27 protein-coding genes are annotated in these 25,549 nt (G+C 64.3%); 3 read left to right on the forward strand and 24 right to left on the reverse strand.

The window, feature by feature from the left end:
- The 9 genes from rsfS to rplU form a co-directional block, all read right to left on the reverse strand.
- The gene (gene rsfS, locus ACW5CM_RS08550; protein WP_438255441.1) at window positions 1-381 is read right to left on the reverse strand and encodes a ribosome silencing factor; all 381 of its coding nucleotides are present in this window, start codon (window positions 379-381) and stop codon (window positions 1-3) included.
- Complete coding sequence (locus tag ACW5CM_RS08555) at window positions 381-1,427, reverse strand: hypothetical protein (protein WP_457124761.1); 1,047 nt, start codon at window positions 1,425-1,427, stop codon at window positions 381-383. The genes rsfS and ACW5CM_RS08555 overlap by 1 nt, the downstream gene beginning before the upstream one ends.
- Window positions 1,424-2,026 (reverse strand): nicotinate-nucleotide adenylyltransferase, encoded by a 603-nt coding sequence (gene nadD / locus ACW5CM_RS08560; protein WP_438255439.1) that lies wholly within the window; start codon window positions 2,024-2,026, stop codon window positions 1,424-1,426. The genes ACW5CM_RS08555 and nadD overlap by 4 nt, the downstream gene beginning before the upstream one ends.
- 5 nt (window positions 2,027-2,031) lie before the next feature.
- The gene (locus ACW5CM_RS08565) at window positions 2,032-2,259 is read right to left on the reverse strand and encodes a hypothetical protein (protein WP_438255438.1); all 228 of its coding nucleotides are present in this window, start codon (window positions 2,257-2,259) and stop codon (window positions 2,032-2,034) included.
- A gap of 52 nt (window positions 2,260-2,311) precedes the next feature.
- Window positions 2,312-3,565 (reverse strand): glutamate-5-semialdehyde dehydrogenase, encoded by a 1,254-nt coding sequence (locus tag ACW5CM_RS08570; RefSeq protein ID WP_457124762.1) that lies wholly within the window; start codon window positions 3,563-3,565, stop codon window positions 2,312-2,314.
- A 48-nt stretch (window positions 3,566-3,613) separates the two neighbouring features.
- Window positions 3,614-4,423 (reverse strand): glutamate 5-kinase, encoded by an 810-nt coding sequence (gene proB / locus ACW5CM_RS08575; RefSeq protein WP_438255436.1) that lies wholly within the window; start codon window positions 4,421-4,423, stop codon window positions 3,614-3,616.
- Window positions 4,420-5,931: a GTPase ObgE gene (obgE, locus tag ACW5CM_RS08580; RefSeq protein WP_438255435.1), complete on the reverse strand. Its 1,512-nt coding sequence runs from the start codon at window positions 5,929-5,931 to the stop codon at window positions 4,420-4,422. Before obgE ends, proB begins: the two co-directional genes overlap by 4 nt.
- 108 nt (window positions 5,932-6,039) lie before the next feature.
- A complete protein-coding gene (gene rpmA / locus ACW5CM_RS08585; protein ID WP_438255434.1) occupies window positions 6,040-6,297 on the reverse strand; it encodes a 50S ribosomal protein L27 in 258 nt (85 codons plus the stop codon).
- Between the two features lie 20 nt (window positions 6,298-6,317).
- Window positions 6,318-6,626: a 50S ribosomal protein L21 gene (rplU, locus tag ACW5CM_RS08590; RefSeq protein ID WP_438255433.1), complete on the reverse strand. Its 309-nt coding sequence runs from the start codon at window positions 6,624-6,626 to the stop codon at window positions 6,318-6,320.
- Window positions 6,627-6,838: 212 nt separating this feature from the next.
- On the opposite strand from rplU, the gene ACW5CM_RS08595 reads away from it, so the two are divergent.
- Window positions 6,839-7,108 carry a DUF4031 domain-containing protein gene (locus tag ACW5CM_RS08595; protein WP_457124763.1) on the forward strand — a complete coding sequence of 90 codons (270 nt, stop codon included), beginning with the start codon at window positions 6,839-6,841 and terminating at the stop codon, window positions 7,106-7,108.
- Here ACW5CM_RS08595 and ACW5CM_RS08600 read toward each other — a convergent pair.
- Complete coding sequence (locus tag ACW5CM_RS08600; RefSeq protein ID WP_438255431.1) at window positions 7,070-9,277, reverse strand: Rne/Rng family ribonuclease; 2,208 nt, start codon at window positions 9,275-9,277, stop codon at window positions 7,070-7,072. The two genes, ACW5CM_RS08595 and ACW5CM_RS08600, sit on opposite strands and share 39 nt — an antisense overlap.
- Before the next feature lie 281 nt (window positions 9,278-9,558).
- Between ACW5CM_RS08600 and ACW5CM_RS08605 the strand changes: the two genes are divergently transcribed.
- Entirely contained in the window at window positions 9,559-10,176 is a 618-nt protein-coding gene (locus ACW5CM_RS08605) for a vitamin K epoxide reductase family protein (protein WP_438255430.1), read from the forward strand.
- A gap of 71 nt (window positions 10,177-10,247) precedes the next feature.
- Here the strand turns inward: ACW5CM_RS08605 and ndk are convergent, their stop codons facing one another.
- The 8 genes from ndk to ACW5CM_RS08645 all read right to left on the reverse strand — a co-directional run bounded on the left by ndk (window position 10,248) and on the right by ACW5CM_RS08645 (window position 18,512).
- Entirely contained in the window at window positions 10,248-10,664 is a 417-nt protein-coding gene (ndk, locus tag ACW5CM_RS08610) for a nucleoside-diphosphate kinase (RefSeq protein WP_438255429.1), read from the reverse strand.
- A 1-nt stretch (window position 10,665) separates the two neighbouring features.
- Complete coding sequence (locus tag ACW5CM_RS08615; protein ID WP_438255428.1) at window positions 10,666-11,094, reverse strand: DUF4233 domain-containing protein; 429 nt, start codon at window positions 11,092-11,094, stop codon at window positions 10,666-10,668.
- Window positions 11,091-12,443: a bifunctional folylpolyglutamate synthase/dihydrofolate synthase gene (locus ACW5CM_RS08620; RefSeq protein ID WP_438255427.1), complete on the reverse strand. Its 1,353-nt coding sequence runs from the start codon at window positions 12,441-12,443 to the stop codon at window positions 11,091-11,093. Before ACW5CM_RS08620 ends, ACW5CM_RS08615 begins: the two co-directional genes overlap by 4 nt.
- On the reverse strand, window positions 12,436-15,765 hold the full coding sequence (ileS, locus tag ACW5CM_RS08625) for an isoleucine--tRNA ligase (RefSeq protein ID WP_457124857.1): 3,330 nt from the start codon (window positions 15,763-15,765) through the stop codon (window positions 12,436-12,438). Before ileS ends, ACW5CM_RS08620 begins: the two co-directional genes overlap by 8 nt.
- A 340-nt stretch (window positions 15,766-16,105) precedes the next feature.
- On the reverse strand, window positions 16,106-16,960 hold the full coding sequence (locus ACW5CM_RS08630; RefSeq protein WP_457124764.1) for an endonuclease domain-containing protein: 855 nt from the start codon (window positions 16,958-16,960) through the stop codon (window positions 16,106-16,108).
- 183 nt (window positions 16,961-17,143) lie between these two features.
- Window positions 17,144-17,671 carry a GNAT family N-acetyltransferase gene (locus ACW5CM_RS08635; protein WP_438255425.1) on the reverse strand — a complete coding sequence of 176 codons (528 nt, stop codon included), beginning with the start codon at window positions 17,669-17,671 and terminating at the stop codon, window positions 17,144-17,146.
- Window positions 17,671-18,357, reverse strand: a complete 687-nt coding sequence (locus ACW5CM_RS08640) for a VOC family protein (RefSeq protein ID WP_457124765.1) — start codon at window positions 18,355-18,357, stop codon at window positions 17,671-17,673. Before ACW5CM_RS08640 ends, ACW5CM_RS08635 begins: the two co-directional genes overlap by 1 nt.
- Window positions 18,354-18,512, reverse strand: coding sequence for a ribbon-helix-helix domain-containing protein (locus tag ACW5CM_RS08645; RefSeq protein ID WP_457124766.1), 159 nt, complete (start codon window positions 18,510-18,512; stop codon window positions 18,354-18,356). The genes ACW5CM_RS08640 and ACW5CM_RS08645 overlap by 4 nt, the downstream gene beginning before the upstream one ends.
- A gap of 39 nt (window positions 18,513-18,551) precedes the next feature.
- Here ACW5CM_RS08645 and ACW5CM_RS08650 point away from each other — a divergent pair, with 39 nt between their 5' ends.
- Window positions 18,552-19,202 (forward strand): pentapeptide repeat-containing protein, encoded by a 651-nt coding sequence (locus tag ACW5CM_RS08650; RefSeq protein WP_438255422.1) that lies wholly within the window; start codon window positions 18,552-18,554, stop codon window positions 19,200-19,202.
- Window positions 19,203-19,216: 14 nt separating this feature from the next.
- On the opposite strand, the gene ACW5CM_RS08655 is transcribed toward ACW5CM_RS08650, so the two are convergent.
- The 6 genes from ACW5CM_RS08655 to ACW5CM_RS08680 form a co-directional block, all read right to left on the reverse strand.
- The gene (locus ACW5CM_RS08655; RefSeq protein WP_457124767.1) at window positions 19,217-20,206 is read right to left on the reverse strand and encodes an ArsA family ATPase; all 990 of its coding nucleotides are present in this window, start codon (window positions 20,204-20,206) and stop codon (window positions 19,217-19,219) included.
- The gene (locus tag ACW5CM_RS08660) at window positions 20,197-20,481 is read right to left on the reverse strand and encodes a cory-CC-star protein (protein ID WP_438255420.1); all 285 of its coding nucleotides are present in this window, start codon (window positions 20,479-20,481) and stop codon (window positions 20,197-20,199) included. Before ACW5CM_RS08660 ends, ACW5CM_RS08655 begins: the two co-directional genes overlap by 10 nt.
- Window positions 20,482-20,484: 3 nt before the next feature.
- Window positions 20,485-22,212, reverse strand: a complete 1,728-nt coding sequence (locus tag ACW5CM_RS08665; protein WP_438255419.1) for a carbon starvation CstA family protein — start codon at window positions 22,210-22,212, stop codon at window positions 20,485-20,487.
- 86 nt (window positions 22,213-22,298) lie between these two features.
- Entirely contained in the window at window positions 22,299-23,792 is a 1,494-nt protein-coding gene (locus tag ACW5CM_RS08670) for a dipeptide ABC transporter ATP-binding protein (protein WP_457124768.1), read from the reverse strand.
- On the reverse strand, window positions 23,789-24,601 hold the full coding sequence (locus tag ACW5CM_RS08675; RefSeq protein ID WP_439254284.1) for an ABC transporter permease: 813 nt from the start codon (window positions 24,599-24,601) through the stop codon (window positions 23,789-23,791). Before ACW5CM_RS08675 ends, ACW5CM_RS08670 begins: the two co-directional genes overlap by 4 nt.
- Window positions 24,598-25,533, reverse strand: coding sequence for an ABC transporter permease (locus ACW5CM_RS08680; RefSeq protein WP_457124769.1), 936 nt, complete (start codon window positions 25,531-25,533; stop codon window positions 24,598-24,600). Before ACW5CM_RS08680 ends, ACW5CM_RS08675 begins: the two co-directional genes overlap by 4 nt.
- Window positions 25,534-25,549 lie beyond the last annotated feature (16 nt).

Genomic DNA, 25,549 nt, shown 5'->3' on the forward strand with positions numbered 1-25,549 from the left:
CTACGGACGCTCGGAGGCGGTCTCGGTCAGCTCGAACGGCACGACGGGGCAGTCCTTCCACAGGCGCTCCAACCCGTAGAACACGCGCTCTTCCGAGTGGAAGACGTGCACGATCAGGTCGCCGAAGTCCAGGAGAATCCATCGCGATTCTGCACGGCCCTCGCGGCGGACGCGCTTGTGTCCCGCCTCGATGAGCTTGTCTTCGACCTCATCGGCGATCGCGGCGACATTGCGCTCGCTGTTTCCGGTAACGAGCAGGAAAATATCGACGAGCGGCAGAGGCTCTGAGACGTTCAGCGCGACGAGATCCTCTCCCCCTTTGGAGGAAGCGGCGTCTACGGCGAGTTGCAGCATCTCTTCGGCTGTTTCAGGTGATTGCATTAGAACACATTCGAGGTGAAGGCGATGACCAGAGCCGCCGCCAGGACGAGCGCCAGACCACCGGCGGTAATCGCCAGAGTCAGCATGAGCTTGTTGCCCTTTTCGGGCGCCGGTGGGCGGATGACCTCGCCGGCGGGTTTGATCGTGCTGACCGCGGCACTGGCTGCGATCGGCGTGGGTGAGGATGCCGGAGGCAGTTCCCCATCGATGAGAACGGCGTCTGCTTCCTTGCCGTCGGCGGTGCCGTGGGCGTGCCCCTGCGAGCCGATGCCCCGCGGCAGTTCGTAGCTGCCGGTGACCAGAATCTCGCCGGTGGAAGCAACAGGACCGGACAGCGAGCCCTCCCCTGCGGACGGAGTGAAGATCAGGGTGTTCGGTGCGAGGTTCTGCGATCCACCCGAGTCCGAAGTGATCAGTTCGTCGAACGACGGTGTGAAGGCGGGAACAGCGGACTGCTCGGTGAACAGTTCCTTGCCGAACTCGGGATTGACGACAGGGGCTTCATCGATGACGTTCTCATCGACGACGTTGTCTTCGACGGGCTCGTCTTCAGCGGTCGGCAGGTCTGCTTCTGCGGGCTGCTCTTCAACGGCCAGTTCATCCGTCTCATCGGACTCTTCGACGGCTACGGGTTCGACAGCAACGGGTTCGACAACAACGGGTTCGACAACATCCCATTCGATCGCCGACTTTGCGGCAAAAGGCATTTCGGTCGCGGCTTCTTCGTCGACAGATTCTTCATCGACAGCTTCTTCGGTCGAAACAGCGTCATCGTCGACGAGCTCCGGCTCGATAACCGGAACAGATGCGGTGCGAATGAGCTCCTGCTGTCGAACACGGCGACGAGTCAACGGCGCCTCGCCGGTTTCCGGATCGATCTCGGGTTCCGGAGCGGATGCGACGGGCGGGGCGGGCGACGGAACGGGCGCGACCTTTGCCGCCGCAGCGTCTTCTTCGCTGATGATCGGCGTGGTGCCGGTCAGACGCATCTCTCGCAATTGCTTGCGGGTCAGCGGCTGGCTTCCCGGCTGATCCGATGTTGTCATGCCTTGCTCCGATACAGATGATGCTTCGCTATGTACTGGACGACGCCGTCCGGAACGAGGTACCAAACGGGCTGGTCGTCACCCACACGGTCACGGCATGCAGTCGACGAGATCGACAATGCCGGAACCTCGAGTTGGCTGACATTCTCGCTCGGCAGGCCATCCGTACTCAGCTCGTGCCCAGGACGGGAGACCGCGACGAAATGAGCCAACTCCCACAACTCATCATGGTCCCTCCAACTGAGAATTTGCGCTACGGCATCTGCTCCGGTGATGAAGAACAGCTCAGCATCCGGACGCTCATTCTTGAGGTCACGCAGCGTGTCTTTCGTGTAGGTCGGACCGCCACGGTCGATGTCGACGCGACTCACCGTGAACTGAGGGTTCGATGCGGTCGCGATCACCGTCATCAGATAGCGGTGCTCACTGGGGCTGACATTCGCCTTCTGCCAGGGATGCCCCGTCGGGACGAAGACAACCTCGTCAAGGTCGAACGAGTGCGCAACTTCGCTCGCCGCGACCAGGTGCCCATGATGGATCGGGTCGAACGTCCCGCCCATCACTCCGATACGGGGGGCACGCGTGGTCGTCGTCTTCATACGCCCTAGTGGCCGTGTCCGTCGGTGCCGTGTCCGTCAACACCGTGCTGCTTGGCCCAGGCCTCTGCCTTAGCCGAGTGACGGTTGGCAACATGGCGGTACGAGAACGTAACCAACGCGAGCAGCCCGAACAGGATCGCGGCGATGACACCGAAGATAAATGTCTCCGCAGCCACGTTCCCGTGGTGCTCAGTTTCGGCGGTGGCCATCGCAAGCTGTGCGATGAGGTTCATCCTGACTCCGTTTCGTGACCGGTTGCGAGTAGACGCTCCCCCATCCTATCGCTCAGCCGCGGGTCTGACCTGACCCACGCGCCAGCCACTTGGTACTGGTGAGCTCCGACAGTCCCATCGGCCCGCGCGCGTGCAGTTTCTGCGTCGAGATCCCGACCTCGGCTCCGAAGCCGAACTCGGCGCCGTCTGTGAAACGCGTCGATGCATTCACCATCACCACCGCGGAGTCCACCTCGGCGAGGAATCGCTCGGCACTGCGAGAATCCGTCGTCACGATCGACTCGGTGTGGCCGGTGCTGTACTCACGAATATGTGCCAGCGCCTCATCGAGAGTGTCAACGACCTTGATCGCAATCTCGAGGCAGAGATACTCGGTGGCCCAGTCCTCTTCCGTTGCCGGAATCACTTCGGTGACCAGGCCCGCCACCACATCGTCACCGTGGATAGCAACGCCTTCACTCTTCAGCGCAGCGCCGATCAGCGGAATCAGCCGCGGTGCTGCCGCACGCAGTACGAGCACGGTCTCCACCGCGTTGCACACGCTCGGACGCTGCACCTTCGCATTCACGACGATGTCCCGCGCCCACTCGTCCGGCGCGCTCTCGTCGAGGACGATGTGCACGTTACCGGCGCCCGTCTCGATGACCGGCACCGTCGATTCGGTGACGACGGTTTCGATGAGTCCTGCACTACCGCGCGGAATGAGAACATCCACGAAGCCTCTCCCCTGCATCAAAGCCTTGGCGCCGTCCCGACCGAAGTCGTCCACGGTCTGAATCGCCTCCGCTGTGATGCCGGCGTTCGTCAGTGCATCGCGCATGACCTGAACGAGCACCGTGTTCGATTCGCGTGCTGCACTGCCACCGCGCAGCACGCTCGCATTGCCGGAGCGCAGCGCCAGCGCAGCGATGTCTACAGTGACGTTGGGGCGGGCCTCGTAAATGGCTCCCACCACCCCGAAGGGCACGCGGACCTGTTCAAGAGCGACACCATTGGGCATGCGGTGTCCGCCGAGCACCTGTCCGACCGGATCGGCGAGGGCTGCGACCTCTCGGACCGACGAAGCGAGAGCCGCGACCCGCCGCTCGTCGAGCCGCAGCCGATCGATGAGGGACTCACCGATGCCATCTGCGCGTCCACGTTCGACATCACGGGTGTTCGCCTCGATGATGTCGGCCGCCTTCGCCTCGAGGGCGTGGGCGATCGCTTCCAGCGCTTTGGCCTTCTCATCGCTGGTCAGGCGTGCGGTCGCACGTGAAGCTTCTTTCGCACGCGAAAGCCGGTGCTGCGGGGTCTCGACGGTCATGCCGCCAGCTTATCGAGACTGCGTCCGGCGGGCGCCGCGTATGACGCTTCAGCCGATGGGCGACACGGCCTGCTCAGCAGGCTCGAACCAGGTACCGATATCGGCGCCCTTCAGCGCACTGTCGACAAGATTCGCACTGGTCACCAGAACTCCGATTCCGGATGCTGCCGCCAGCCGCGCTGCGGACGCCTTCGTGGCCGCACCTCCGGTACCGACACTGTTGACCACGGTCGCACCGAATTCCATCCCGGCGAGGTCGGCATCGGCGGCTATGACGTCGATCGGTTCAGCACCCGGCTCCGACGGCGGTTTCGTGTACAGCGCTTCGACGTCGCTCAACAGCACCAGGGCATCCGCCTCGATCAACTGCGCAACCAGGGCGGCCAACCGGTCGTTATCGCCGAAGCGGATCTCCTGCGTCGCCACCGTGTCGTTCTCATTGACGATCGGGATCACGCGCAGGCTCAGCATCCGATCCATGGCTCGGCGCGCGTTGCTGCGCGAGGTGACCTGCTCCAGATCACCGGTGGTCAGCAAAACCTGACCGGCGACGATCTTGAAGGGACGCAACGCTTCGAGATAGCGGTACACGAGCACATTCTGCCCGACTGCTGCCGCCGCCTGCTGGGTCGCCAGATCAGTCGGTCGGGCTTCCAGATCCAGATCCAGATAGGGAATCCCCGTCGCGATGGCACCGGATGAGACCAGGACGATCTCGCAGCCACGGGCATGCGCCGAAGCCAGCGCGTGCACGATCATCGGGATACGCCACGACGACTCACCGCTGATGGACGAGGAACCGACCTTGACGACGATGCGCTCGGCGTGCGCAAGCTCCGCACGCGTACGTGCGGTCATGCGCCTTCTCCGTCGTAGTCCTCCTCGGCCGTGACACGACGCTTGTGCTCCTGCTCGGCCCGTTCCACCGCTCGCGCATCCATGCGCTCGTAGTACTGCTCGCGGCGCTCTTGCGTGGTGCGACGCGAGTTCGGGGCCAGTCGAGGATCGGTTCCGCGCGGTGCCGCCACCAGCTCGGCAGCCGAACGCACGGACGGCTCCCAATCGAATACGAGCCCCTCGCCTTCGCCGATGACGACGGTGGCGCCCGGTGTCGCACCGAGGCGGAAGAGCTCCTCCTCGACGCCGAGACGCTCGAGCCGGTCGGCGAGATAGCCGACGGCCTCTTCGTTCTGGAAGTCCGTCTGCTGCACCCAGCGCACCGGCTTATCGCCGATAATCCGGTAGTAGTTCCCGTAGGAGCCACCCTCCATCCGGATAGTGAATGCCTTCTCCGAACCACGCGGGCGAATGACGATCGGTTCAGCCGGCATCTCGACAGCGTTTTGCGCTCGGTGCTGCTCGACGATGTCGCCGAGAGCGAATGTCAACGGGCGAAGCCCCTCATGCGAGACCGTCGAGATGTCGAACACGCGGAACCCGCGCGCTTCCAACTCAGGGCGGACGAGATCAGCGAGATCCCGAGCTTCAGGAACGTCGATCTTGTTGAGTGCGATCAGCTGCGGGCGATCAAGCAGGGGAATCTGCCCCTCTGGAACCTCGTACGCTGCGAGTTCGGCGAGAATGACGTCAAGATCAGAGATCGGGTCGCGTCCGGGATCGAGCGTCGCGCAGTCGAGCACGTGCAACAGCGCCGAACAGCGCTCGACGTGACGGAGGAACTCCAGGCCCAGCCCGCGCCCCTCACTTGCTCCCTCGATGAGCCCGGGGACATCCGCGATCGTGTAGCGGGATTCCCCGGCTTGCACGACCCCGAGGTTAGGATGCAACGTCGTGAACGGGTAGTCGGCGATCTTCGGCCGCGCAGCAGACACAGCCGCGATCAAGCTCGATTTACCGGCCGAGGGGTATCCCACCAGCGCCACATCGGCAACGGTCTTGAGCTCGAGGATGATCTCGCCCTCGAAGCCCGGCGTGCCCAGCAGCGCGAAGCCAGGGGCCTTGCGCTTGGTCGTGGCCAGCGCAGCGTTTCCGAGGCCTCCACGTCCGCCTTCGGCTACGACAACGCGCTGGCCCGGTGCGACCATGTCGACCAGGACCTCGCCGTCCACCTTCTTCACGACCGTGCCTACCGGAACGGGCAACACCAGTTCTTCACCGGCGTAGCCGGCGCGGTGATCGCCCATGCCGAATCCGCCGTTGCCGGAAGAACGGTGCTGTGAGTGGTGGTACGACAGCAGTGTTCCGACCTGCGGGTCGGCGACCAGGGTGATGTTGCCGCCATCGCCGCCGTTGCCGCCGTCAGGGCCGCCCAAGGGCTTGAACTTCTCACGGTGAACGGAGACACAACCGTTGCCGCCCTTACCGGCGCGCAGTTGCAGCTTCACCGTGTCGACGAACGTGACCATGTGTCCCTTTCAGTCCCTGCTTGTGACAGGCTCAGCGACCGGCCGAGTGCGGATACGCAGACGGGGCGGGCCGAAGCCCGCCCCGTCTGGATGTCTACTGTGTTGCGACTACTGAGCAGCAGCGACGATGTTGACGACCTTGCGGCCGCCCTTCGCGCCGAACTCGACCGCGCCCGCTTCCAGAGCGAACAGCGTGTCGTCGCCGCCACGGCCGACGCCTGCGCCGGGGTGGAAGTGCGTGCCGCGCTGACGGACGATGATCTCGCCTGCGCTGACCTGCTGGCCGCCGAAACGCTTTACGCCAAGACGCTGGGCGTTGGAGTCACGACCGTTACGGGTGGAGCTTGCGCCCTTTTTGTGTGCCATGTCCTGAGCCTCTTCTGTGCTTACTTGATGCCGGTGATCTTGACGCGCGTGAGCTCCTGGCGGTGGCCCTGACGCTTCTTGTAACCGGTCTTGTTCTTGTACTTCTGGATGACGATCTTCGGGCCGCGGAGGTTGCCGACGACCTCAGCCGTGACCTTGACCTTCGCGAGCGTGTCAGCGTCGGTGGTCACCGTAGCGCCGTCGACGAGGAGCACAGCGGGAAGCTCGATCTTCTCGCCCTGGGCTGCCTGAACACGATCGAGCTGAACGATCGTGCCGACCTCGACCTTCTCCTGCCGTCCACCGGCGCGCACTACTGCGTAAACCACTTGATACCTGTTTCGTTGGGGAGCTGAACGCTCCGTAAATCTCACGGGAAGACTGTGCCTGCGTTCATCGCAAGTCCGACGGTGCGAGCTCGGCTGTACCGCACTTACACGTGGGGACGACTCAGCTCGCGCACCAAGGGACAACTTTACCGGATCAGAGGCTCACTCGCAAAGCGAGCCTCTACCGTGTCGCGCAACAGTAGGATCACGGCGTGACCCTACTGATCGATGATCCCATCTGGCCCGCGCACGGACGTCGTTGGTCTCATCTGGTCAGTGACTTCAGTTTAGACGAACTCCACGCATTTGCGCGCCAGAATCACCTGCCGGCGAGATCTTTCGACCTCGACCACTATGACTTGCCTGAGGACGCCGTCCCCCGACTCATTGCCGCCGGTGCCGTACCGGTCGGCGGCAAAGAGCTCACCAGGAGATTGATCGCCTCAGGACTCCGAATCCCCGCTCGCGACCGAAGTCGCTGACGAGTTCACCGAGATCGGCGTTCCGGTCAGCGCAGCGGTCGTCACCCGGCGACGGTTGCGCCCCTGCCCCGGAGCCTTCGGCTCGGGAAGTGCATCCAGGACCGAATCCAGGAGTTGTTCAGCTTCAGTCTTGGGCGCCTTGCCGCGATCGGACGAACGCTTCTTGCGCGGTTTCTTCGGACGCTCCGACGCCACCGGCTCTTCGCGTTCGACGACCGGCACGATGACGGGTGCATCAGCTACCGGCGCAAGCGTCGACGCAGCGATCTGTGCGAGCGCGGTCTTTGCCCCTTCCGGGATGCTGTGCGCGACAGGACTCGGAGCCTGCGAGTTCTGGTTCTGCTGGTTGCTGTTTCCACCGCGCTGGCGACGGTTGTTCGACTGACCGGAGTTGTTCGAGCTCGAACGGTGCTTCACGACCGGATCGTGATGAACGACGACGCCGCGGCCTGCACAGACCTCGCAGGCTTCGCTAAATGTCTCCAGCAGTCCCAGACCGAGCTTCTTGCGCGTCATCTGCACCAGCCCCAGCGAGGTGACCTCGGCAACCTGGTGCTTCGTACGGTCACGGCTCAAGCATTCGATGAGCCTGCGCAACACGAGGTCGCGGTTAGATTCGAGAACCATGTCGATGAAGTCGACGACGATGATGCCGCCAATGTCGCGCAACCGCAGCTGACGGACGATCTCTTCAGCCGCTTCGAGGTTGTTCTTCGTGACCGTCTCTTCGAGGTTTCCGCCAGATCCGACGAACTTGCCGGTGTTCACGTCGACGACTGTCATCGCCTCGGTGCGGTCGATGACCAGCGATCCACCCGACGGCAGCCAGACCTTGCGGTCAAGCGCCTTCTCGATCTGCTCGGTGATCCGGAAAGCGTCGAACGGATCCGTCTCGTCCTCGTAGGGCTCGACCCGCTCCAGCAGATCAGGGGCAACGCTTTCGAGGTACCCCCGAATCGTGTTCTGGGACTCTTCGCCCTGAATCAGCATCTTCGTGAAGTCCTCGTTGAAGACGTCACGCACGATCTTGACCAGCAGGTCGGGCTCAGCGTGCAGCAGTGCCGGAGCCTGCTGGCTGTCGACCTGCTTGCGGATGTGCTCCCACTGAGCAGTCAGGCGCTGCACATCGCGCGTCAACTGGTCTTCAGTGGCACCTTCAGCCGCGGTCCGGACGATGACGCCACTGGACTCGGGCAGCACCTCCTTGAGGATCCGCTTCAGGCGTGCCCGCTCGTTGTCGGGAAGTTTGCGGCTGATGCCGTTCATCGACCCACCGGGCACGTACACCAGGTAGCGGCCGGGCAATGAGATCTGGCTGGTCAGGCGAGCACCCTTGTGGCCCACCGGGTCCTTCGTGACCTGCACGAGAACTCGGTCGCCGGGCTTGAGTGCGAGCTCGATGCGTCGCGGCTGATTTCCGGTCTCGACGCCGTCCCAGTCGACCTCTCCGGAATACAGCACCGCGTTGCGTCCGCGGCCGATGTCGACGAAGGCGGCTTCCATGCTCGGCAGCACATTCTGTACGCGGCCGAGGTAGACGTTGCCGATGAGGGACGCGTCCTGGTTGCGCGCGACGTAGTGCTCCACGAGCACAGCATCCTCAAGCACACCGATCTGGGTCCGTCCGTTCTTCGAACGCACGACCATCTTGCGGTCAACCGATTCGCGCCGAGCGAGGAACTCCGCCTCGGTCACGACCGGGCGGCGCCGTCCGGCGTCGCGTCCATCCCGCCGACGCTGCCTCTTGGCCTCAAGTCGCGTGGAGCCCTTGATCGCCTTCGGCTCGGTGATGTACTCGACAACACGCTGGCGCTGACGCGGCTCGTCGCGCTGTTCGTCCGTGTCCGTGCTGCCGCCACGGCGGCGGCGCCCACGGCGTCCGGAACCCGACTCCTCGTGATCGCGGTCATGGTCACGATCGCGATCACGGTCGCGGTGGCTTCCGTGATCAGGACCCGCGAGCGCAGGCAACGGAACGATCTCCGGCGCGTAGAAGTGCAGCTGCGTGGAAACCTGCGAGACGAACACCTCGGGGATCAGCCCCAGCGCGACAGCGGTCAGCGGCTGTTCGGCTTCGACCTCCTCGATCACGGAGGTTTCCGGCGTTATCGGACTCTCCGCGTTCTCGTCGATGGTAGGTGTGTTGTTGTCATTGTTCTCATCGGCCATCTCTGGCTTACTCCCTGCGCGGAACACCCGGTGCTCCGCGAATTCTCATGCGGCACCCGCAGGTTCCGCGAACTCACTAGGTTTGCGACCGGCTCGTAGCTCTGGTCGCGAGGGGCATTGGACCCCGAAGTCTGCGTCGATGCTTCGTACGGCACGCCGAGCGCATGCATCTCAGCTCATTATCGCACCATGTTGGCCAGTTCGCGGCATCCGGGGTCCACGGATGTTATTCGCGGCGCACTTCACGTCGCATCCATAGCGTTCGCTGAGATAATCCGGATATGAGCGAGCAGCGCACGCGCCCCATCTTCTACGCCGTATGGCTGATCATTGCCAGCATCATCGGCTGGTGGGCTGCTTTCCAGCTCACGATCGACAAGTTCATCCAATTGGCGAACCCGGATGCCGATCTCAGCTGCAACATCAGCACGATGATCCAGTGCGGCAAGAACCTCGACTCGTGGCAGGGCGAGGTCTTCGGTTTCGCCAATCCGATCATCGGGTTGACTGGCTGGATGGCTCCGCTGGTGGTCGGGGTGGCTGTTCTCGCCGGTGCGAAGTTCCCGCGGTGGTTCTGGGCGGCCTTCGGCGCCGGCATCACCTTCGCGTTCGTCTTCATCTGCTGGTTGATCTCGCAGAGCCTCTACGCGACCAACCTCGGCTACCTGTGCCCGTTCTGCATGCTGACCTGGTCCGTCACGATTCCGACGTTCTTGGCAACAATGGTGCACCTGTTCCGTAACGGCACCTTCACCCGTTCCGAGCGAGTGATGGCGCGCGCTGACCGCCTGATGGCCTGGGTGCCGTTGGCGACGATCCTGGCCTACGCCGTCATCATCACAATGATCCAGATGCGTGGTCTAGATCTGCTGGGCGAAGTCGTCGGCATGATCTTCTGACGCGACAGCGACCCAGAAAAAGCGCGAAGCCCGCGACCTCAGGTCGCGGGCTTCGTGCTTTTCAGCTCAGATCAGGCGAACCAGATTCCCAGCTCACGGGCTGCGGATTCTGGGCTGTCCGAGCCGTGCACGAGGTTCTGCTGCACGGCCAGGCCCCAGTCGCGACCGAAGTCGCCACGGATGGTTCCTGGCGCAGCCCCCGTCGGGTCAGTCGTGCCGGCGAGCGAGCGGAAGCCCTCGATGACACGGTTGCCTGCGAGGCGGATCGCCACGGAAGGTCCCGACATCATGAACTCCAGCAGCGGCTCGTAGAAGGGCTTGCCTTCGTGTTCTGCATAGTGGGCCGCGAGACGGTCGCGGTCGGGCTCGACGAGACGGATGTCCACGAGTGCGTAGCCCTTCGCCTCAATGCGGGCAAGGATAGATCCGGTCAGTCCGCGGGCGACGCCGTCCGGCTTGACGAGGACAAGGGTTTCTTCGGTGGCCATGTCAATCACTCTCTGTGTGAGTTTCGGTTTCAGAACTGTTCGGATTCGCGACGGCTGGACGTTGTGCATCCAACCGGGCCCCCATGATCGTCGCATATGCCCACATGCCACCAAAAACCAGCGCCGCGATCACGATGGCAGGAACGAAGATTCCCGCTAGCGCCACGATGACCTGCAGCACCCATCCGGCCCCGATGGCCCAGGGTTTGGTGATCATGCCGGCGACGACGACCATCGCCAGCGCAACGACGGCGCCACCGACGATCGCCCACCATTGCGGGATACCGTCCGGCAGAGCATTCAGGCCGAAAATCGTAAGGCCGGCGAGAATGACCACGATCGCTTCAAAGCCGAGCACCATGGGCGCGAGCTTCTGTACCAGTGTGCGCGGAGCACGCTCGGGACGAGGGTCGGTTGCTGGATCAGTCATGCGTGCCACCCTGACTTCCAGTCTTCCTCGTCCGCGAGCAGCATGGCCTCACCGGCGAGCACAATGGATCCGGCGATCACCACTGCGCGGCGCTCGGACGATGCTGCCCATTCTCGAGCGGCGTCGGCAGCATCTGCGAGCGCGGGGAGCACCGTGACACGATGCCCGGTCGCCTCGACGAGATCGCCGATCAGGTCGGCGTCGCTCGCGCGCTCCGATGTCGGAGACGTCGCGAAGATGTGCGCTGCGGCCGGGGCGAGCTCAGCGATGATCCCGGCTGCATCCTTGTCGGCGAGCACACCGATGACCAGGCCCCATTCATCGAAGTCGAAGCTGTCGTCCAACGACTGAGCGAGTGCCTTCGCACCGTGCGGGTTGTGCGCTGCGTCCACGATCACCGTCGGCGCGATGCCGAGCAGCTGCAGGCGTCCAGGAGACGTCGCCCCCTGCAGACCATCTGTGATGATGTCATCGGCGATGCGCTGTGATGCGCCGCCGATCAGCGACTCGACCGCCGCGACAGCGAGAGCTGCATTGTGCCCCTGGTGCGCACCATATATGGGTAGGTATTCCTCGACATACAGGCCGGCCAGACCGCGGATCGTGATCAGCTGTCCGCCGACGGCGAGCTTCTGCTCCGCGAGACCGAACTCGTCGCCCTCGAACGCGATCGTTGCGTCCTGCTCTGTTGCGACACGGCGCAGCACAGCGGCCACGTCATCCGGTTGCTGCGCTGACACGACGGCTGCGCCCTGCTTGATGATTCCGGCCTTGACTTCGGCGATCTGGGTGATCGTACTGCCCAAGCGGTCGACGTGGTCGATGGCAATGGGCGTGAACACCGCAACGTCGCCGTCGGCGGTGTTGGTCGAGTCCCATGCGCCGCCCATGCCCACTTCGAGAACGAGCACATCGACCGGAGCATCCGATGCCGCGACAAAAGCGAGAACAGTGAGCAGTTCGAAGAAGGTCAGCGGCTCGTCGCCAGCCGTTTCGAGCTCAGCATCCACAATCCCGACGAAGGGTTCAATCTCGTCCCAGGCGTCAGCGATCGCGGCATCCGCGATGGGCTCGCCGTCGATCATGATGCGTTCGGTGAAGCGTTCCAGATGCGGGCTGGTGAACAGGCCGGTGCGCAGGCCGTGCGCGCGCAGGAGACTCTCGATCATGCGCGCGGTCGACGTCTTGCCGTTGGTGCCGGTTATGTGCACGACGCGGTACGTCTTCTGGGGGTCATCGAGCAGCTCGAGGATGCGGGCGGTGCGCTCCTTGCGCGGTTGCACCCACCGCTCGCCGGCGCGAGCCAGCAGCGCGTCATACACAGCATCGGCGCGGTTACGGTCAGACATTCTTCGCTCCCTCGATGTTCGTATCGATCGTCACGATGATGGCTGCCTTCTCTGATCCGAGCGTCGTGGCGCCACTGCAGAAGACTCCGTCGCCGGGGTTCGTAACGTTCTGCACCAGCTCATCAATGTCATCGGTCGCCTGCACGGCAAATCCGATAGCGAGGGTCTCCCCCGCGATCAGCTCAGCGTGTGCCTGCAACGCGTCCGCGTTCGCCGCCGAGACGTTGAGTGCGAGCACGATACGGTCACTGACATCGAGACCGGCGTTCTTTCGCGCTTCCTGAACGACCCGGATGGCGTCACGCGCCATACCCTCGGATTCCAGCTCCGGGGTCGTCTGCGTGTCAAGCAGCACGAAGCCGCCGCTCGGGAGGATCGCGAGGGCTTCACCCTCGGGCCGGCCGGAGGTTTCCAAAGCCATCTCGTACTCGGATGGTTCCAGCGCGATGCCGTCGACGACGACCACGCCATCGCGTTCTTCCCAGAGCCCAGCACGTGCACCCCTGATGACGTGCTGCACCTGCTTACCCAGACGCGGGCCGGCCGCACGGGCATTGACGCTGAGGCGATGGCTGATGCCGTACTCGGCGGCTGCGGTGTCTGTGAGCTTCACCAGCTCAACGGATTTGACGTTGAGCTCATCGCGCAGGATGTCCTCGAACTGACCGAGCGAATCGGCAAGTGGTGAAACAACACTGAACCGGGCAAGCGGCAGGCGCACACGCAGCTTCTCTTTCTTACGTAGCGCATTGCCGACGTTGGAGAATTCGCGCACAGCATCCATCGCGCCCTTGATGTCGTCGGCTGCGGGGAACGCATCAGCATCCGGCCAATCCGTCAGGTGCACACTGCGCCCACCGGTGAGCCCTTGCCAGACCTTCTCGCCGACCAGCGGAACGAGCGGCGCTGCCACCCGGCAGAGCGTCTCGAGTACCGTGTACAGCGTGTCGAAAGCTTCACGGCTCTTCGGCTCGTCGGTCACACCCACCCAGAACCGGTCGCGCGATCGGCGGATGTACCAGTTCGTGAGCACCTCGGCGAAATCACGCAGGCGAGCGGATGCCGTCGTCGAGTCCAGTCCCTCGAGATCGGATGCCACGTCCCGCACAAGATCGCCCAGGCGGGCGAGGATGTAGCGGTCAAGAACGTCGGTGGAGTCGGTGCGCCAGGTGGCCTCGTAGCCATCGCCGGACGCGTTCGCGTAGGTAACGAAGAAGTACCACGAGTTCCACAGCGGAAGCAGGAACTCCCGGACGCCCGCACGGATGCCCTCCTCCGTGACCGCGAGGTTGCCGCCGCGAAGAACGGAGCTCGACATCAGGAACCAGCGCATCGCGTCGGAGCCGTCACGGTCGAGCACCTCGGAGACGTCCGGGTAGTTGCGCAACGACTTCGACATCTTGTAGCCGTCACTGCCCAGGACGATGCCATGGCAGCTGACCCCGGTGAACGCAGGCCGGTCGAACAGCGCCGTCGAGAGCACATGCATCACGTAGAACCAGCCACGAGTCTGCCCGATGTATTCGACGATGAAGTCCGCCGGCGAATGCGAGTCGAACCACTCCTGGTTCTCGAACGGGTAGTGCACCTGCGCGTACGGCATGGATCCCGAATCGAACCACACATCGAAGACGTCCTCGATACGGCGCATCGTGCTCGCGCCGGTGGGATCGTCCGGATTCGGGCGCGTCAGGTGATCGATGTACGGACGGTGCAGGTCGATCTCGCCCTCGGGGTTGCGCGGCAGCGCTCCGAAATCGCGCTCGAGCTCTTCAAGCGAACCGTACGCGTCGACGCGCGGGTACTCCGGGTCGTCGCTCTTCCAGATCGGGATGGGCGAGCCCCAGTAGCGGCTGCGGCTGATCGACCAGTCGCGCGCACCCTCGAGCCACTTACCGAACTGGCCCTCCTTGACGTTTTCCGGCACCCAGGTGATCTGCTCGTTGTTCGCGAGCAGGTCGTCCTTGATGTCGGTGACGCGGATGAACCAGCTCGACACCGCCTTGTAGATCAGGGGGTTGCGGCAGCGCCAGCAGTGCGGGTAGCTGTGCTCGTAGCTCGCCTCACGGATCAGACGTCCGCTGTCCTTGATGAGACGGATCAACGGACGGTTGGCATCCATCCACAGTTCCCCGGCGACGTCGGTGACGTTCGGCAGGAACTTGCCACTGTCATCGAGGGACAGGATGGTCGGGATGCCAGCCTGATCGCTGAGCCGCTTGTCATCCTCACCGTAGGCCGGGGCCTGGTGGACGATACCGGTGCCATCGGTGGTTGTGACGTAGTCATCGACGAGGATCTGCCACGCGTTCTCGGTGCCGTACGTCTCAACGTCCGTGTAGTAGTCGAACAGCGGCTCGTAGCGCAGACCACCGAGCTCGGCGCCGGTGATGGTGCGCTCGACGGCTGCGGATGCGGATGCCGCATCCTCGTAACCGAGCTCCTTCGCGTAGCCGCCCAACAGGTCGACGGCGAGCAGGTAGCGTTCAGTGCCTTCGGCATGCGGCACGACCACGTAGGAGATCTCCGGACCCACGGCGAGCGCGACGTTGGTCGGAAGCGTCCACGGGGTCGTCGTCCACGCGAGGGCGCGCACGCCGGCGAGGCCCTGGGCCACAGCATCCGATCCCGTCAGAGGGAAGGAGACCGTCACGGAGGGGTCCTGACGCATCTGGTAGACGTCGTCGTCCATGCGCAGCTCGTGGGCACTCAGCGGTGTCTCATCGCGCCAGCAGTAGGGCAGCACACGGTAGCCCTCGTAGGCGAGGCCCTTGTCGTACAGGGTCTTGAATGCCCACAGCACGCTCTCCATGTAACCGAGATCGAGCGTCTTGTACCCGCGGTCGAAGTCGACCCAGCGCGCCTGACGCGTGACGTACGCCTTCCACTCCTCGGTGTAGGCAAGCACTGAGCTCTTCGCCTTCTCGTTGAAGACGTCGATACCCATGTCTTCGATCTCGGCCTTCTCGGTGAGTCCGAGTTGCTTCATCGCCTCAAGCTCGGCGGGAAGACCGTGGGTGTCCCAACCGAAGACACGGTCAACCTTCTTACCGCGCATGGTCTGGAAGCGCGGGAAGAGGTCCTTGGCGTATCCGGTCAGCAGATGACCGTAGTGCGGCAGCCCGTTGGCGAAGGGAGGGCCGTCGTAGAAGACCCACTCGTCGGCGCCGTCACGCTGGGCGATGGATGCCCGGAAGGTGTCGTCCTGCTTCCAGAAGTCGAGGATCTCCTGCTCGATCTGCGGGAACCGCGGGCTGGACGGAACGGCGGCGGGGCCGAAGGCTGAGGTGCCTGCGCTGGCCGAAGGGCGTGGGTAGGTCATCATGTCTCGCAGTGTCGTGGGCGGATGCTGCTTGCGAGGACGATCTTGCGCAAAGACCGCGGTACCACCCCACGTGCTCTTCGACCCTTCGACAAGCTCAGGGATCGATGAACCACTCTCACTGCGGCGATGACGGGCCTGCCCCGCTCGGTTCTAGTTGCAGTCACCTGCGTTCTTCCGAGAGCTCCCCGGTGATGGCCGGATCAAAGCGTGTGCGTCCATTGTACGCGCGGAGGGCGCTGCGCAGGAACTTCGCAGAACATCACGAATCTCGCAGGTTTGAGGCGAATCTCTGCGAGATTGATGCGGTCCTGCGGGATGTGCGCTCGGGCTGCGCAGCTCAGGCTCGTCGGGAAGCGAGATGCAGCCCCTGCGCAACAGCGCGCATGATGAGATCTTGCACCATGTGCCACTCATCCATCAGTTGGTCGTAGCTGATGCGGATCACGTGGTAACCCATGAGCTTGAGCTCCGCGTCATGCCGAATATCTTCGGAGCGCTGCTCGCCGACATGGTGTCCGCCATCGATCTGCAGCACGAGCCGGTCGCCGATCAAGGCATCGACACGATGTCCTGCAATCCAGATCTGCGTCCGAATGGGGAGCTTCAGCCAGCGCAGGCGCGGACGCAGATAGCTCTCGGTTCCGGCGTCCGCGAACGGCTGCACTTCGCTCAGCAGTCGACGAGCGGACGGACGAAGCGGGAGATTCCCCATCGACTCACGGGCAATCAGGCCGAGCTTGAGCGCCGATTCCCAGGTCGCCAGAGCCTGTTCGTACGGCTCACACTCCGCGATGATGGCAAGCACGTTCTCGATCGAATCCTCCAGCACCCCCGGTGGGCGGGGAATCAACGGCTTGGACCAGTGCACGCGGATGTGCGTCGGCTTCCCGCCTGCGCTCCCCGGGGTCGCCGCTACGTGCACGCCTGGGTTCTGGTCATGCATCCAGACTCCGAGCCGGCGGGCCTGCGTCACACAGGAGAGCACGACCCCGCGCTGCGCAGCCGAGACCAGCAGCGGCGACGCATCCGGCAGGGCCACCCACCCCTGCCTGATGCGCTGAATCGCACCGGCGGCAAGAGCAGCGTCGAAATCGGCACGACGAAACCCGAGATCGATCAGCGCGGACACTCGTGCGACACCGCCGAGGCGTGCGACTTCGAGGGAGATATCTCGACGTGCGCGTGGATGCATGAACGAGACTGTGGCACAGCATCGGCACAGCCGTGGCGCTCGATCACGTGTTCTGCGTAGAGGCCTGGGAACTCTCGATCTGTGCAGAACGAGTGGCGATCCCTCGCAGAACAACCCATAGTTCGCAGGAACCGCGGCGGATCGTGCGAAATTAGTGCGGTCCTGCGAAGTTCGTGCTGAGTCTTACCCCGGCACCAGCCCGAACACGGCGACGTCGTGGCGGACAGGGCCCACGGGCAGCGCGCTGCGCAGAGTTCCCTCGTGGGTGAAGCCCAGGCGTTCAGCCAGGCGGATGCTGCGGACATTGTGCGCGGCAGTACGAATCTCCGCGCGTTCGATGCCATCGGCGAACATGTCTGAGATCAGAGCTTGACAGGCCCGCAGGACGATCCCTTTGCCCTCGGCCTCAGCTGCGATCCAGTAGCCGAGCTCCCCCGTCCGGTAGTACCGATCCAGCTGCGCAGACACCGATCCGATCGGCCGCCCGTGTTGCAGCACCACCGTGGGGATGGCAGTACCGGCAATGAACCGCCGCAGCTGCTCGCTGTTCCAGTCGTCGTCCACCCCGTCAGGGTCGAGATTGTGTGCCCAGGGCTCCCACTGACGCAGCCGCTCGAGATTGGCCAGGGCAACCGGACGCACCGCCCGAGCCAGATCGGGTGTCCGCAAGGCCAAGGTGATCCCGTCGCCGAGGTCCCGCTCGAAGCCCATCAGCGGTGGTATCCGTGCATGTCGTCCTGAACGCCGTTGATCCAGATCTCATCGCCGCCATCGGGGTCGGCAATGCGGATCGTGCGCGCAAAGGCCTCATCCACGACGGATGCTGCAAACCCGGCATCCCGCAATCGCGCAGCACGAGCATCGAGGTCTCCGCGTGCCTCGAACGAGAGTCCGATCCGTGGCTCTCCGGCGTGCAGTCCGATCGAGCCCCCATCACAGAGCATCTCGGTCCAGCCGCCGCGATCAGCGGCGATCCCGGCCCGGAAACCGAGCGCCTCGAGAATCGCACGCGGCTGGGTGAGGTCTTCCTGGAACCAGATCGGCTGCACGGCGATCTCGCCGGCACCGCGCTGCACCGCTCCCTCAGACACGGAGATCGAGACACCGGATGCCGCACGCACCACGAGCATCTCCCCCACGCCTTCCATCGTCATCGCCTCGACGTCGAATGCAGCAAGGGCGGATGCCGCAGCATCCGCGTCTTCGACGATGAGGTGGATCTCGGTCACACCCGGTCGGTGCTCGTCCGTCGTCCCGTGCACGGCGAGGACGCCGTCGGCGTGAAACTCGGCCCACTCCGGCGCCGGCGGGAAGGGGGCAACGAACCCGAGGGCCTCGGCCAGCGTCCACCAGCGCTCGGGCTGCGCGGTGTACAGGATCTGCTGTACGACGGTCATGACTGTTCCTCCAGGTATCCCCGCAGCGCTGCCTCGACGAGCCCAGACAGACTCGTGCCCTCATCGATTGCTCGGTGCTTGATCTCGCGGATCAACTCCGGAGGGAGATAGACGTTGAACTGCGCCTTCTTCTCGCCAGGCCCATTTGCTTGCATGCTAGCAATTTAGCATGCAGTACCCGATAGCCTCGACCCATGGCCCGAGTAACCGATTCTCCTGCAGCCCCGCGACTCTCACCGCCCGATCTCCCGCCGCACCTCGAGCCAGCACGCCCCTCTCGCGGCGCCGACATTCTGCAGTCGGCGCTGGAACTGTCCGGTGACGTCGATCTCGCCCATTGTTCGCTCGAGCAGTGCACCATCACGGCCGACGCGAACAGCATCGATCTCACCGGAGCCACGATTCTCGACGTCGCCGCCACAGATCTGCGCGCCGCGTCCATCACGCTGCGCAATGCTGGCATCCGTCGTCTGCGCATCAGCGGCGGACGCATCGGGACCCTCGACCTCAGCGGCACGCGCATCAACGAACTCGAGATCCGCGACGTGCGCATCGATTATCTGACGCTCGGCGGTGCGAAGGCGACAGACGTCCTCATCACGGACGCGACCATCCGCACCCTCGATCTCCCCCAGGCCGAGATCTCACGCATGGCGTTCAGTGGATGCCGCAGCGAAGAGGTCGACCCACGCGGCCTGCGCGCCAAGGACGTCGATCTGCGCGGACTCGACGCTGATGTCTTCGTGGATGCCACGAGTCTGCGCGGCACGACGCTCACGACCTTTCAGATCCAGCAACTCGCCCCGGCGATCGCCGCGGGGCTGGGCATTCGGATCCTGGACTGAGCCCCCTGGCCTGATCAGTCAACGCCGACGAGCAGGTCCGCCAGGGATCCCAATGCGCCGATCCCGGTGAGCTCTCCTGGCAGGAGCGGTATCTCGACGAGTGGCATGTCGGGGAGCGTTTTCCGCACCGTCCCGAGGTGCCGATCTTCCAGAGAGCGACGCGCGCGCAGCAGTTCACCGGCGTCTGCGGGCGAACGTCGATTCGCAACCAGCGCCGCCACTGGCACCTGCAATTCGCGTAGGGCATCGACGACTTCGATCGTCTCGGCCACTGGCAACGCTTCAGCAGTGAACACAACGATGAACCCGGCAGTTGACGGATTACTGATCGCCTCTTGCAGCGCGTCAAAGCGCGCACGACGCGCCTGCAGCGTACGGCGCAACTGCGCGTCTGAATCCGCGGCCGGTTCCGCCCGCCCGGCCAATCCACGCATCGCCGCAGAGAAGCGTTCTGATCGATCTCGGTTGCGCAGGAGAGACTCGGTCCATCCGGACAGCTGACCGGGCAGTGCAAGCAGCCGGAGAGTATGACCCGATGGGGCGGTATCGAAGACCACGAGGTCGTATTCGTTGCGCGCCAGCTCCGCAGCCTCGGCGATCCGCTCCAGCACGGCGGACTCATGACTCCCCGGAGCATGCCGAGCACGATCGAGGTGTTCTCGCGCCTGTGCGTGCTGACGCTCGGGCAGCATGCGCAGCATGGTCTGCTCAACCGCTGCGAGGTGTCGCTCGACCGTGGCGTGCGGGTCGATCTCCATCCCGTCGACCGCGCCCGCCGGTACGTCGTTGTTCACGTCGAAGCGGGCCAGACGCACCGGCTGATCCCCGACCTGACACTCCCAGAGATGTCCAAGATTGTGCGCCGGGTCCGTGGAGACCACGAGCACTCTCGCACCCTCTCGCGCCCGGGCGAGGGCCACGGCCGAGGCCAGCGAAGTCTTCCCGACGCCACCTTTTCCGCCGAGGAACACCACACGTCTGTCGCGGATCAGATCTAACAGCATGCGACCTGATCCAACGGCGAGCGCGGCATCCCCATACGCCGATGCCACGCATGAAAGTCATCCGCGAGCATGGGCATCAGCTCGACGCTGTAGTACGCAGCAGGATCGGGTACACCCAGAGCCTCACCAAGAACGACCATCGTGAACAGATCGTCCTCATCGCGTCGCTCCCGAGCGAGAGCCTGCCGATAGGGGCCGGCGTAGTACTCCGCCAGCCCCGATTGGAAGGCGGCCCAGCGCCGGGACAGGCGCCGGGCCGCCTCTCTGTATGTCACAGATCAGACCTCCTCGCGAACCGCCTGCAGCTGTGCATCCTCATCCTCATGCTCGGGCGGCTCTTTCGCGGCTTTACGCATCGCGATGACCGCCTCAACAGCGACCCAGATGCTGGCGACGATGATAATGACGTCGAGCACGAACAGCAGCCAGTCCGGCTCGCCGGGGTTAGCGAACGCCGCGAGCTGCTCGATCGCCGCCCAGAACGACATCACGAACACCAGGACCAGCGGGATGAGCGCCACCAGCGGATTACGCCGCTTCCGGATGAGCATCACCGCGATGATCGACAGAGTAAGCGAGGCCATGAGCTGGTTTGTCGTACCGAACAGCGGCCAGATCCGCAGCCCTCCGTCTCCTCCGAGCCCCTGCGAGAAGGTCAACCCGAGCCCGAGCACCACAACAACGACGGTCGCCGGGAACTTCGTGATGCGAATCTTCATAGATTCGCCCATCTCCTGCACGACAAAGCGGAGCAGACGCATACCTGTATCCATAGTCGTCGCGGCAAACAACACCGCCATCGTCGCCAGCACTGTCGCGCTCAGCGACGCCGGAAGCCCGATACCGGTCTCCATAAGCTGCCCGCCACCCTGAACGAACGCCTCAACACCGCCAGCGCCGAAGGAGCTGTAAACCTCATTCCACTCAGCCACCGTGCGGAAGCCGCCGATCACTGCGAGAATCGTGCCCAGCGCGAGCAGCCCTTCGCCGACAGCTCCGAAGTATCCGACGAAGCGAGCGTCAGTCTCCTTGTCGAGCTGCTTCGAACTGGTACCCGACGACACCATGCCGTGGAAGCCAGAAATGGCCCCGCACGCGATCGTCACGAACAACAGTGGAATCATGCTCGGCGTACCTTCCGGTACCGCCATGTTGATCATCGGGGCGACGATCTCGGGCTTATCTGCGGTGAAGAGAGTTGCGATCAGCACCGCGCCATACAGGAGGATCAGTCCCACGAAAAGCTGCACGCCGTTGATGTAGTCGCGCGGCTGCAGCAGCACCCACACGGGCAGCAGCGAGGCGATCGCGCCGTAGACGAACAGCGCCACAATCCAGAACGTGGCCGGGCTCATCCCCAGCGTGCTTTCCGGCAGAACCACCGGCACCTGGTCACCGAGCACGATGAGTGCATACAGCGCGACGACACCGACGACGGTGATGGGAATCAGCGGCCAGCGCAGACGGTACACGGCGACGCCAACCAGCAGCGCCACGATGATCGCGCCCCATGTCGGAATGACCGCCGACGGCGTGCTGATCAGCAGGTTTTTGATGACCACGGCGAACGCTGCGATGACCATCAGGAGCAGCAGGAAGATGACGACGAGGAACAGGTTGGCTCCGCGTTTGCCGATGTACCGGGCAGAGAGCGCGCCGATTGAACGCCCCTTGTTCCGCGTAGAGGCCCACAGCGCGCCCAAGTCGTGCATTCCTGCGAAGAGCACCGTGCCGATGGTGACCCAGAGGAATGCGGGCAACCAGCCCCAGATGACAGCGATCGCGGGCCCGACAATGGGCGCGGCTCCCGCGACCGAGGTGAAGTGGTGCCCCCACAGAATGTATTTGTTGGTCGGAACGTAGTCGACGCCATCATTCAACTCATGCGAGGGCGTCTTGAATGACGCGTCGAGCTTGAACACGCGCTTCGACAGATATTTGGAGTAGACGAAGTAACCGAAGACAAACATCGCGATGCCGATGAGCATCAACAATAGGGGAGTCATGAGACGTTTTCCTCTCCAGCAGCGACGGCTTTGTCACTGCGTGCTCCTACGCTAGCAAACCTGAGAGTTCCCTGACAGCGACGCGCTCAACGTCCTGCCGCCAGCAGCTCCCTGGTGAACGGATGCTGCGGTGCGGCGAACACGTCCGCCACCGGCCCCTGCTCGACGATCGCCCCGTCGAGCATGACGAGAACGTCATCGGCAACGGCCGCGACGACATCAAGATCGTGCGAGATCAGCACCATTGAGAGCCCTCGTTCTGTCTGAAGCCGTTTCAACATCTGCAGCACCTTCTCGCGTACTGACGGATCCAACGCCGAGACCGGTTCGTCAAGGATCAGCACGTCGGGCTCTGCGGCGAGCGCACGGGCGATAGCCGCTCGCTGGCGTTGTCCTCCAGACAGCTGCGCCGGTCGGCGACGCGCGAGCTCCGCCGAAAGATCCACCTCGGCCATCAGCTGTGCGACGCGCGCCTTCCGTGCGTTACGTGCAACGCCGCCCGCAGCCAGTGCTTCACGCAACGAGCGGCCGATGCTCCAGCGCGGGTCGAATGCGCCTAGTGGATTCTGATGCACAAGCTGCACCCGGCTCCTGCCGTGCCAACGAATGCTGCCGGCATCCGGGGTCTCGACTCCGACGAGCATGCGCGCGAGTGTGGTCTTTCCTGATCCCGACTCCCCCACGATCCCCAGCGTCTGACCCTCGAGCAGAGTGAAGGACGCATTCGCCACGGCCGTCCTGCCAGCGAAGCTCTTCGACAGTTCGACGGCGCCCAGCACCGCGGTACCGAGTCCGAAACGATCCTCCGACCGCGGCTCATGCCGGCTGGCTGCGATCAGCATGCGGGTGTAGTCCTCGCGAGGCGCATCGAGCACCTCAGTGACGAGTCCCTGCTCGATCACACGCCCTGCTCGCATCACGAGTACGCGATCAGCGACGCGCCGAACCGCGGCGAAGTCATGACTGATAAAGACGACGGCGGTGCCAGCATCTACGATCTGGCGCATCAGCGTCAGCAAGCGCGCCTGCACAGTCGTGTCCAGCGCCGTCGTCGGTTCATCGGCGATCAGGACGGCGGGGCCTGCGGCGAGCGCTGAGGCGATGAGCGCCCGCTGACGCAGACCGCCGCTGAGCTGGTGAGGATACTCCCGTGCACGCACCTGAGGGAACGGCATGGCAACAGATTCAAGCAGTTCGACTGACCGATCACGACGCTGGGAGCGGGTCAGGTCGGTATGTATGGCCAGGGGCTCGGCCACCTCGGCCCCGATTCGGCGCAGCGGGTCCAATGAGACCAGGGCGTCCTGGGAGACCAGCCCGATGCGGTTGCCGCGCAGCGCGCGCCACTCGCGATCGCTGTGCCGCCGAGCATCCACGCCATCGACAGTGAGCGTGTGAGCGGAGACGCGAGCGGTATCGGGAGCCAAGCCCAGCAGCGCGGCCGCGGTCAGCGACTTCCCCGCCCCCGATTCGCCAACGATGGCGAGGCATTCGCCGGGAGCGACGGTGAAGGAGACACCGTCGACGAGTAGCGCCCCGCCGATGGAGATCGACAGTTCCTGCACATCGAGGGCCCTCATATGCGCCTCCCTTCGGCCCGCGCCCGCAGTGTGCGGCCGACGACGGTCGCCGATATAACCGTCAGCGTGATCGCGAGTCCGGGGAAGAGGGCGATCCACCAGGCCTGGGCGAGGACATTGCGCCCGCCGGAGAGCATCAGTCCCCATTCCGGCACCGGCTCGATCGGACCGAGACCGAGAAAGCTGAGGCCTGCGGCGGCCAGGATGCTGGAGCCGACCCCGATCGTGGCCAGCACGCTGAGTGCACCCAGCACGCCGGGGATCACGTGCCTAGTGAAAGCCGGCACGGGCGGCACACCGAGGATGCGCGCCGCTTCCACGTGCTCGGCACGCACGAGGATGCGCGTCTGCACCCGCGCCAGTCGCAGGTACACCGGGATCGCGGCGATCGTCACGGCGATCGCGATGTTGACCGGTCCGGGTCCGAGGATGGCGACGACCACGAGGGCTACGAGAAATTCCGGAAACGCCATCCAAACGTCCGCGACCCTCATGAGCACAGCATCCACTGCCCGCGGAGCGATCCCACTGAGCGCACCGATGATCAACCCGACGACCAGGGCGAGGGCTGTGGCGAGCAGGCCGATCCCGACGGAGCGCCCCGCTGCGTAGACAACGCGGGAGAAGACATCGCGTCCGCTCTGGTCGGTTCCGAATAGGTGGGCGGCGCTCGGCGCTTCGAGGGCGGCCCGTACGTCGGTGCGCAGCGGGTCGTGCGTGGCGATCAATTGGGGCATCAGCGCCATCACCGCCACCACGGCAAGAACGAGAAGGGCCGCGCCGAGCAGGATGCGTCGCGACGCCGTCATGCGCTCACCTGCCGTCGCTGACGCGGATCCAGCACGGGCTGCAGCAGTTCGACGAGGAGATTCACAACGACGAACACGACGGCACTGAACAGGATGATTCCGGTGATCACCGGAAGATCACGATCGGAGATCGCCGCGAGGGTCACCCGGCCGAGCCCGGGTCTCGCGAACACCGTCTCGACCAGCACAGCGCCGCCGAGCAGCGATCCGATCAGGTAGGCCGTGAGTGTCAGAGCGCCCGCTGCCCCGTGCCGGAGGGTGTGGTGCATGGTTAGCCGGGTGTACCCGGCGCCGCGTGCGCGCACCGTGGTCGCGAACGGCTGGCGTTCAGCCGCCTCGATGCCATCGCGGAGCACCTGTCCGAGAAGAGCTGAGACCGGAAGAGCGAGCGTCACCGCCGGTAGCACGATGGTCGCCGGATTGCGGGTTCCGGCGACCGGGAACCAGCCGAGACCGAAGGCGAACACGCTGAGCAGAATGAGGCCGATCCAGAACACCGGCGATGACAGCACAATCAGCTCGATCCCTGCAATCACGGTCCGCGAGATCTGCCCGTGAAAAAGCAGCGTCCCGCAGAGCGCGAGAATCACAGCGATGACCAGGGCCAGTGCGGTCAACTGCACGGTGGAGCTGAGCTGGCGGCCGATCACCTCGGTCACCGGCATCCGCAACTGGTACGACTCTCCGAGGTCGCCGCGCACGAGCTGCCCGAGATAGCTCAGGTACTGCTCCCCCGGCGGGCGATCCAAACCGAGCTGAGTGCGAATACCGTCCTTGACTGTGTCACTGACCTGGGCCTGCGGCCCGAGCATCACCGAAACCGGATCGCCGGGGATGACTCGGAATGCGAGGAATGCGACGGTCGCCGCGCCCCACAGGACGACGATGACGGATGCCGCGAGCTCCGCAATCCGCGTCAGGGTGGCTCTCACCGCTCCCCCTCCGCCG

The organism is Microbacterium wangyouchuni, from assembly GCF_054072595.1.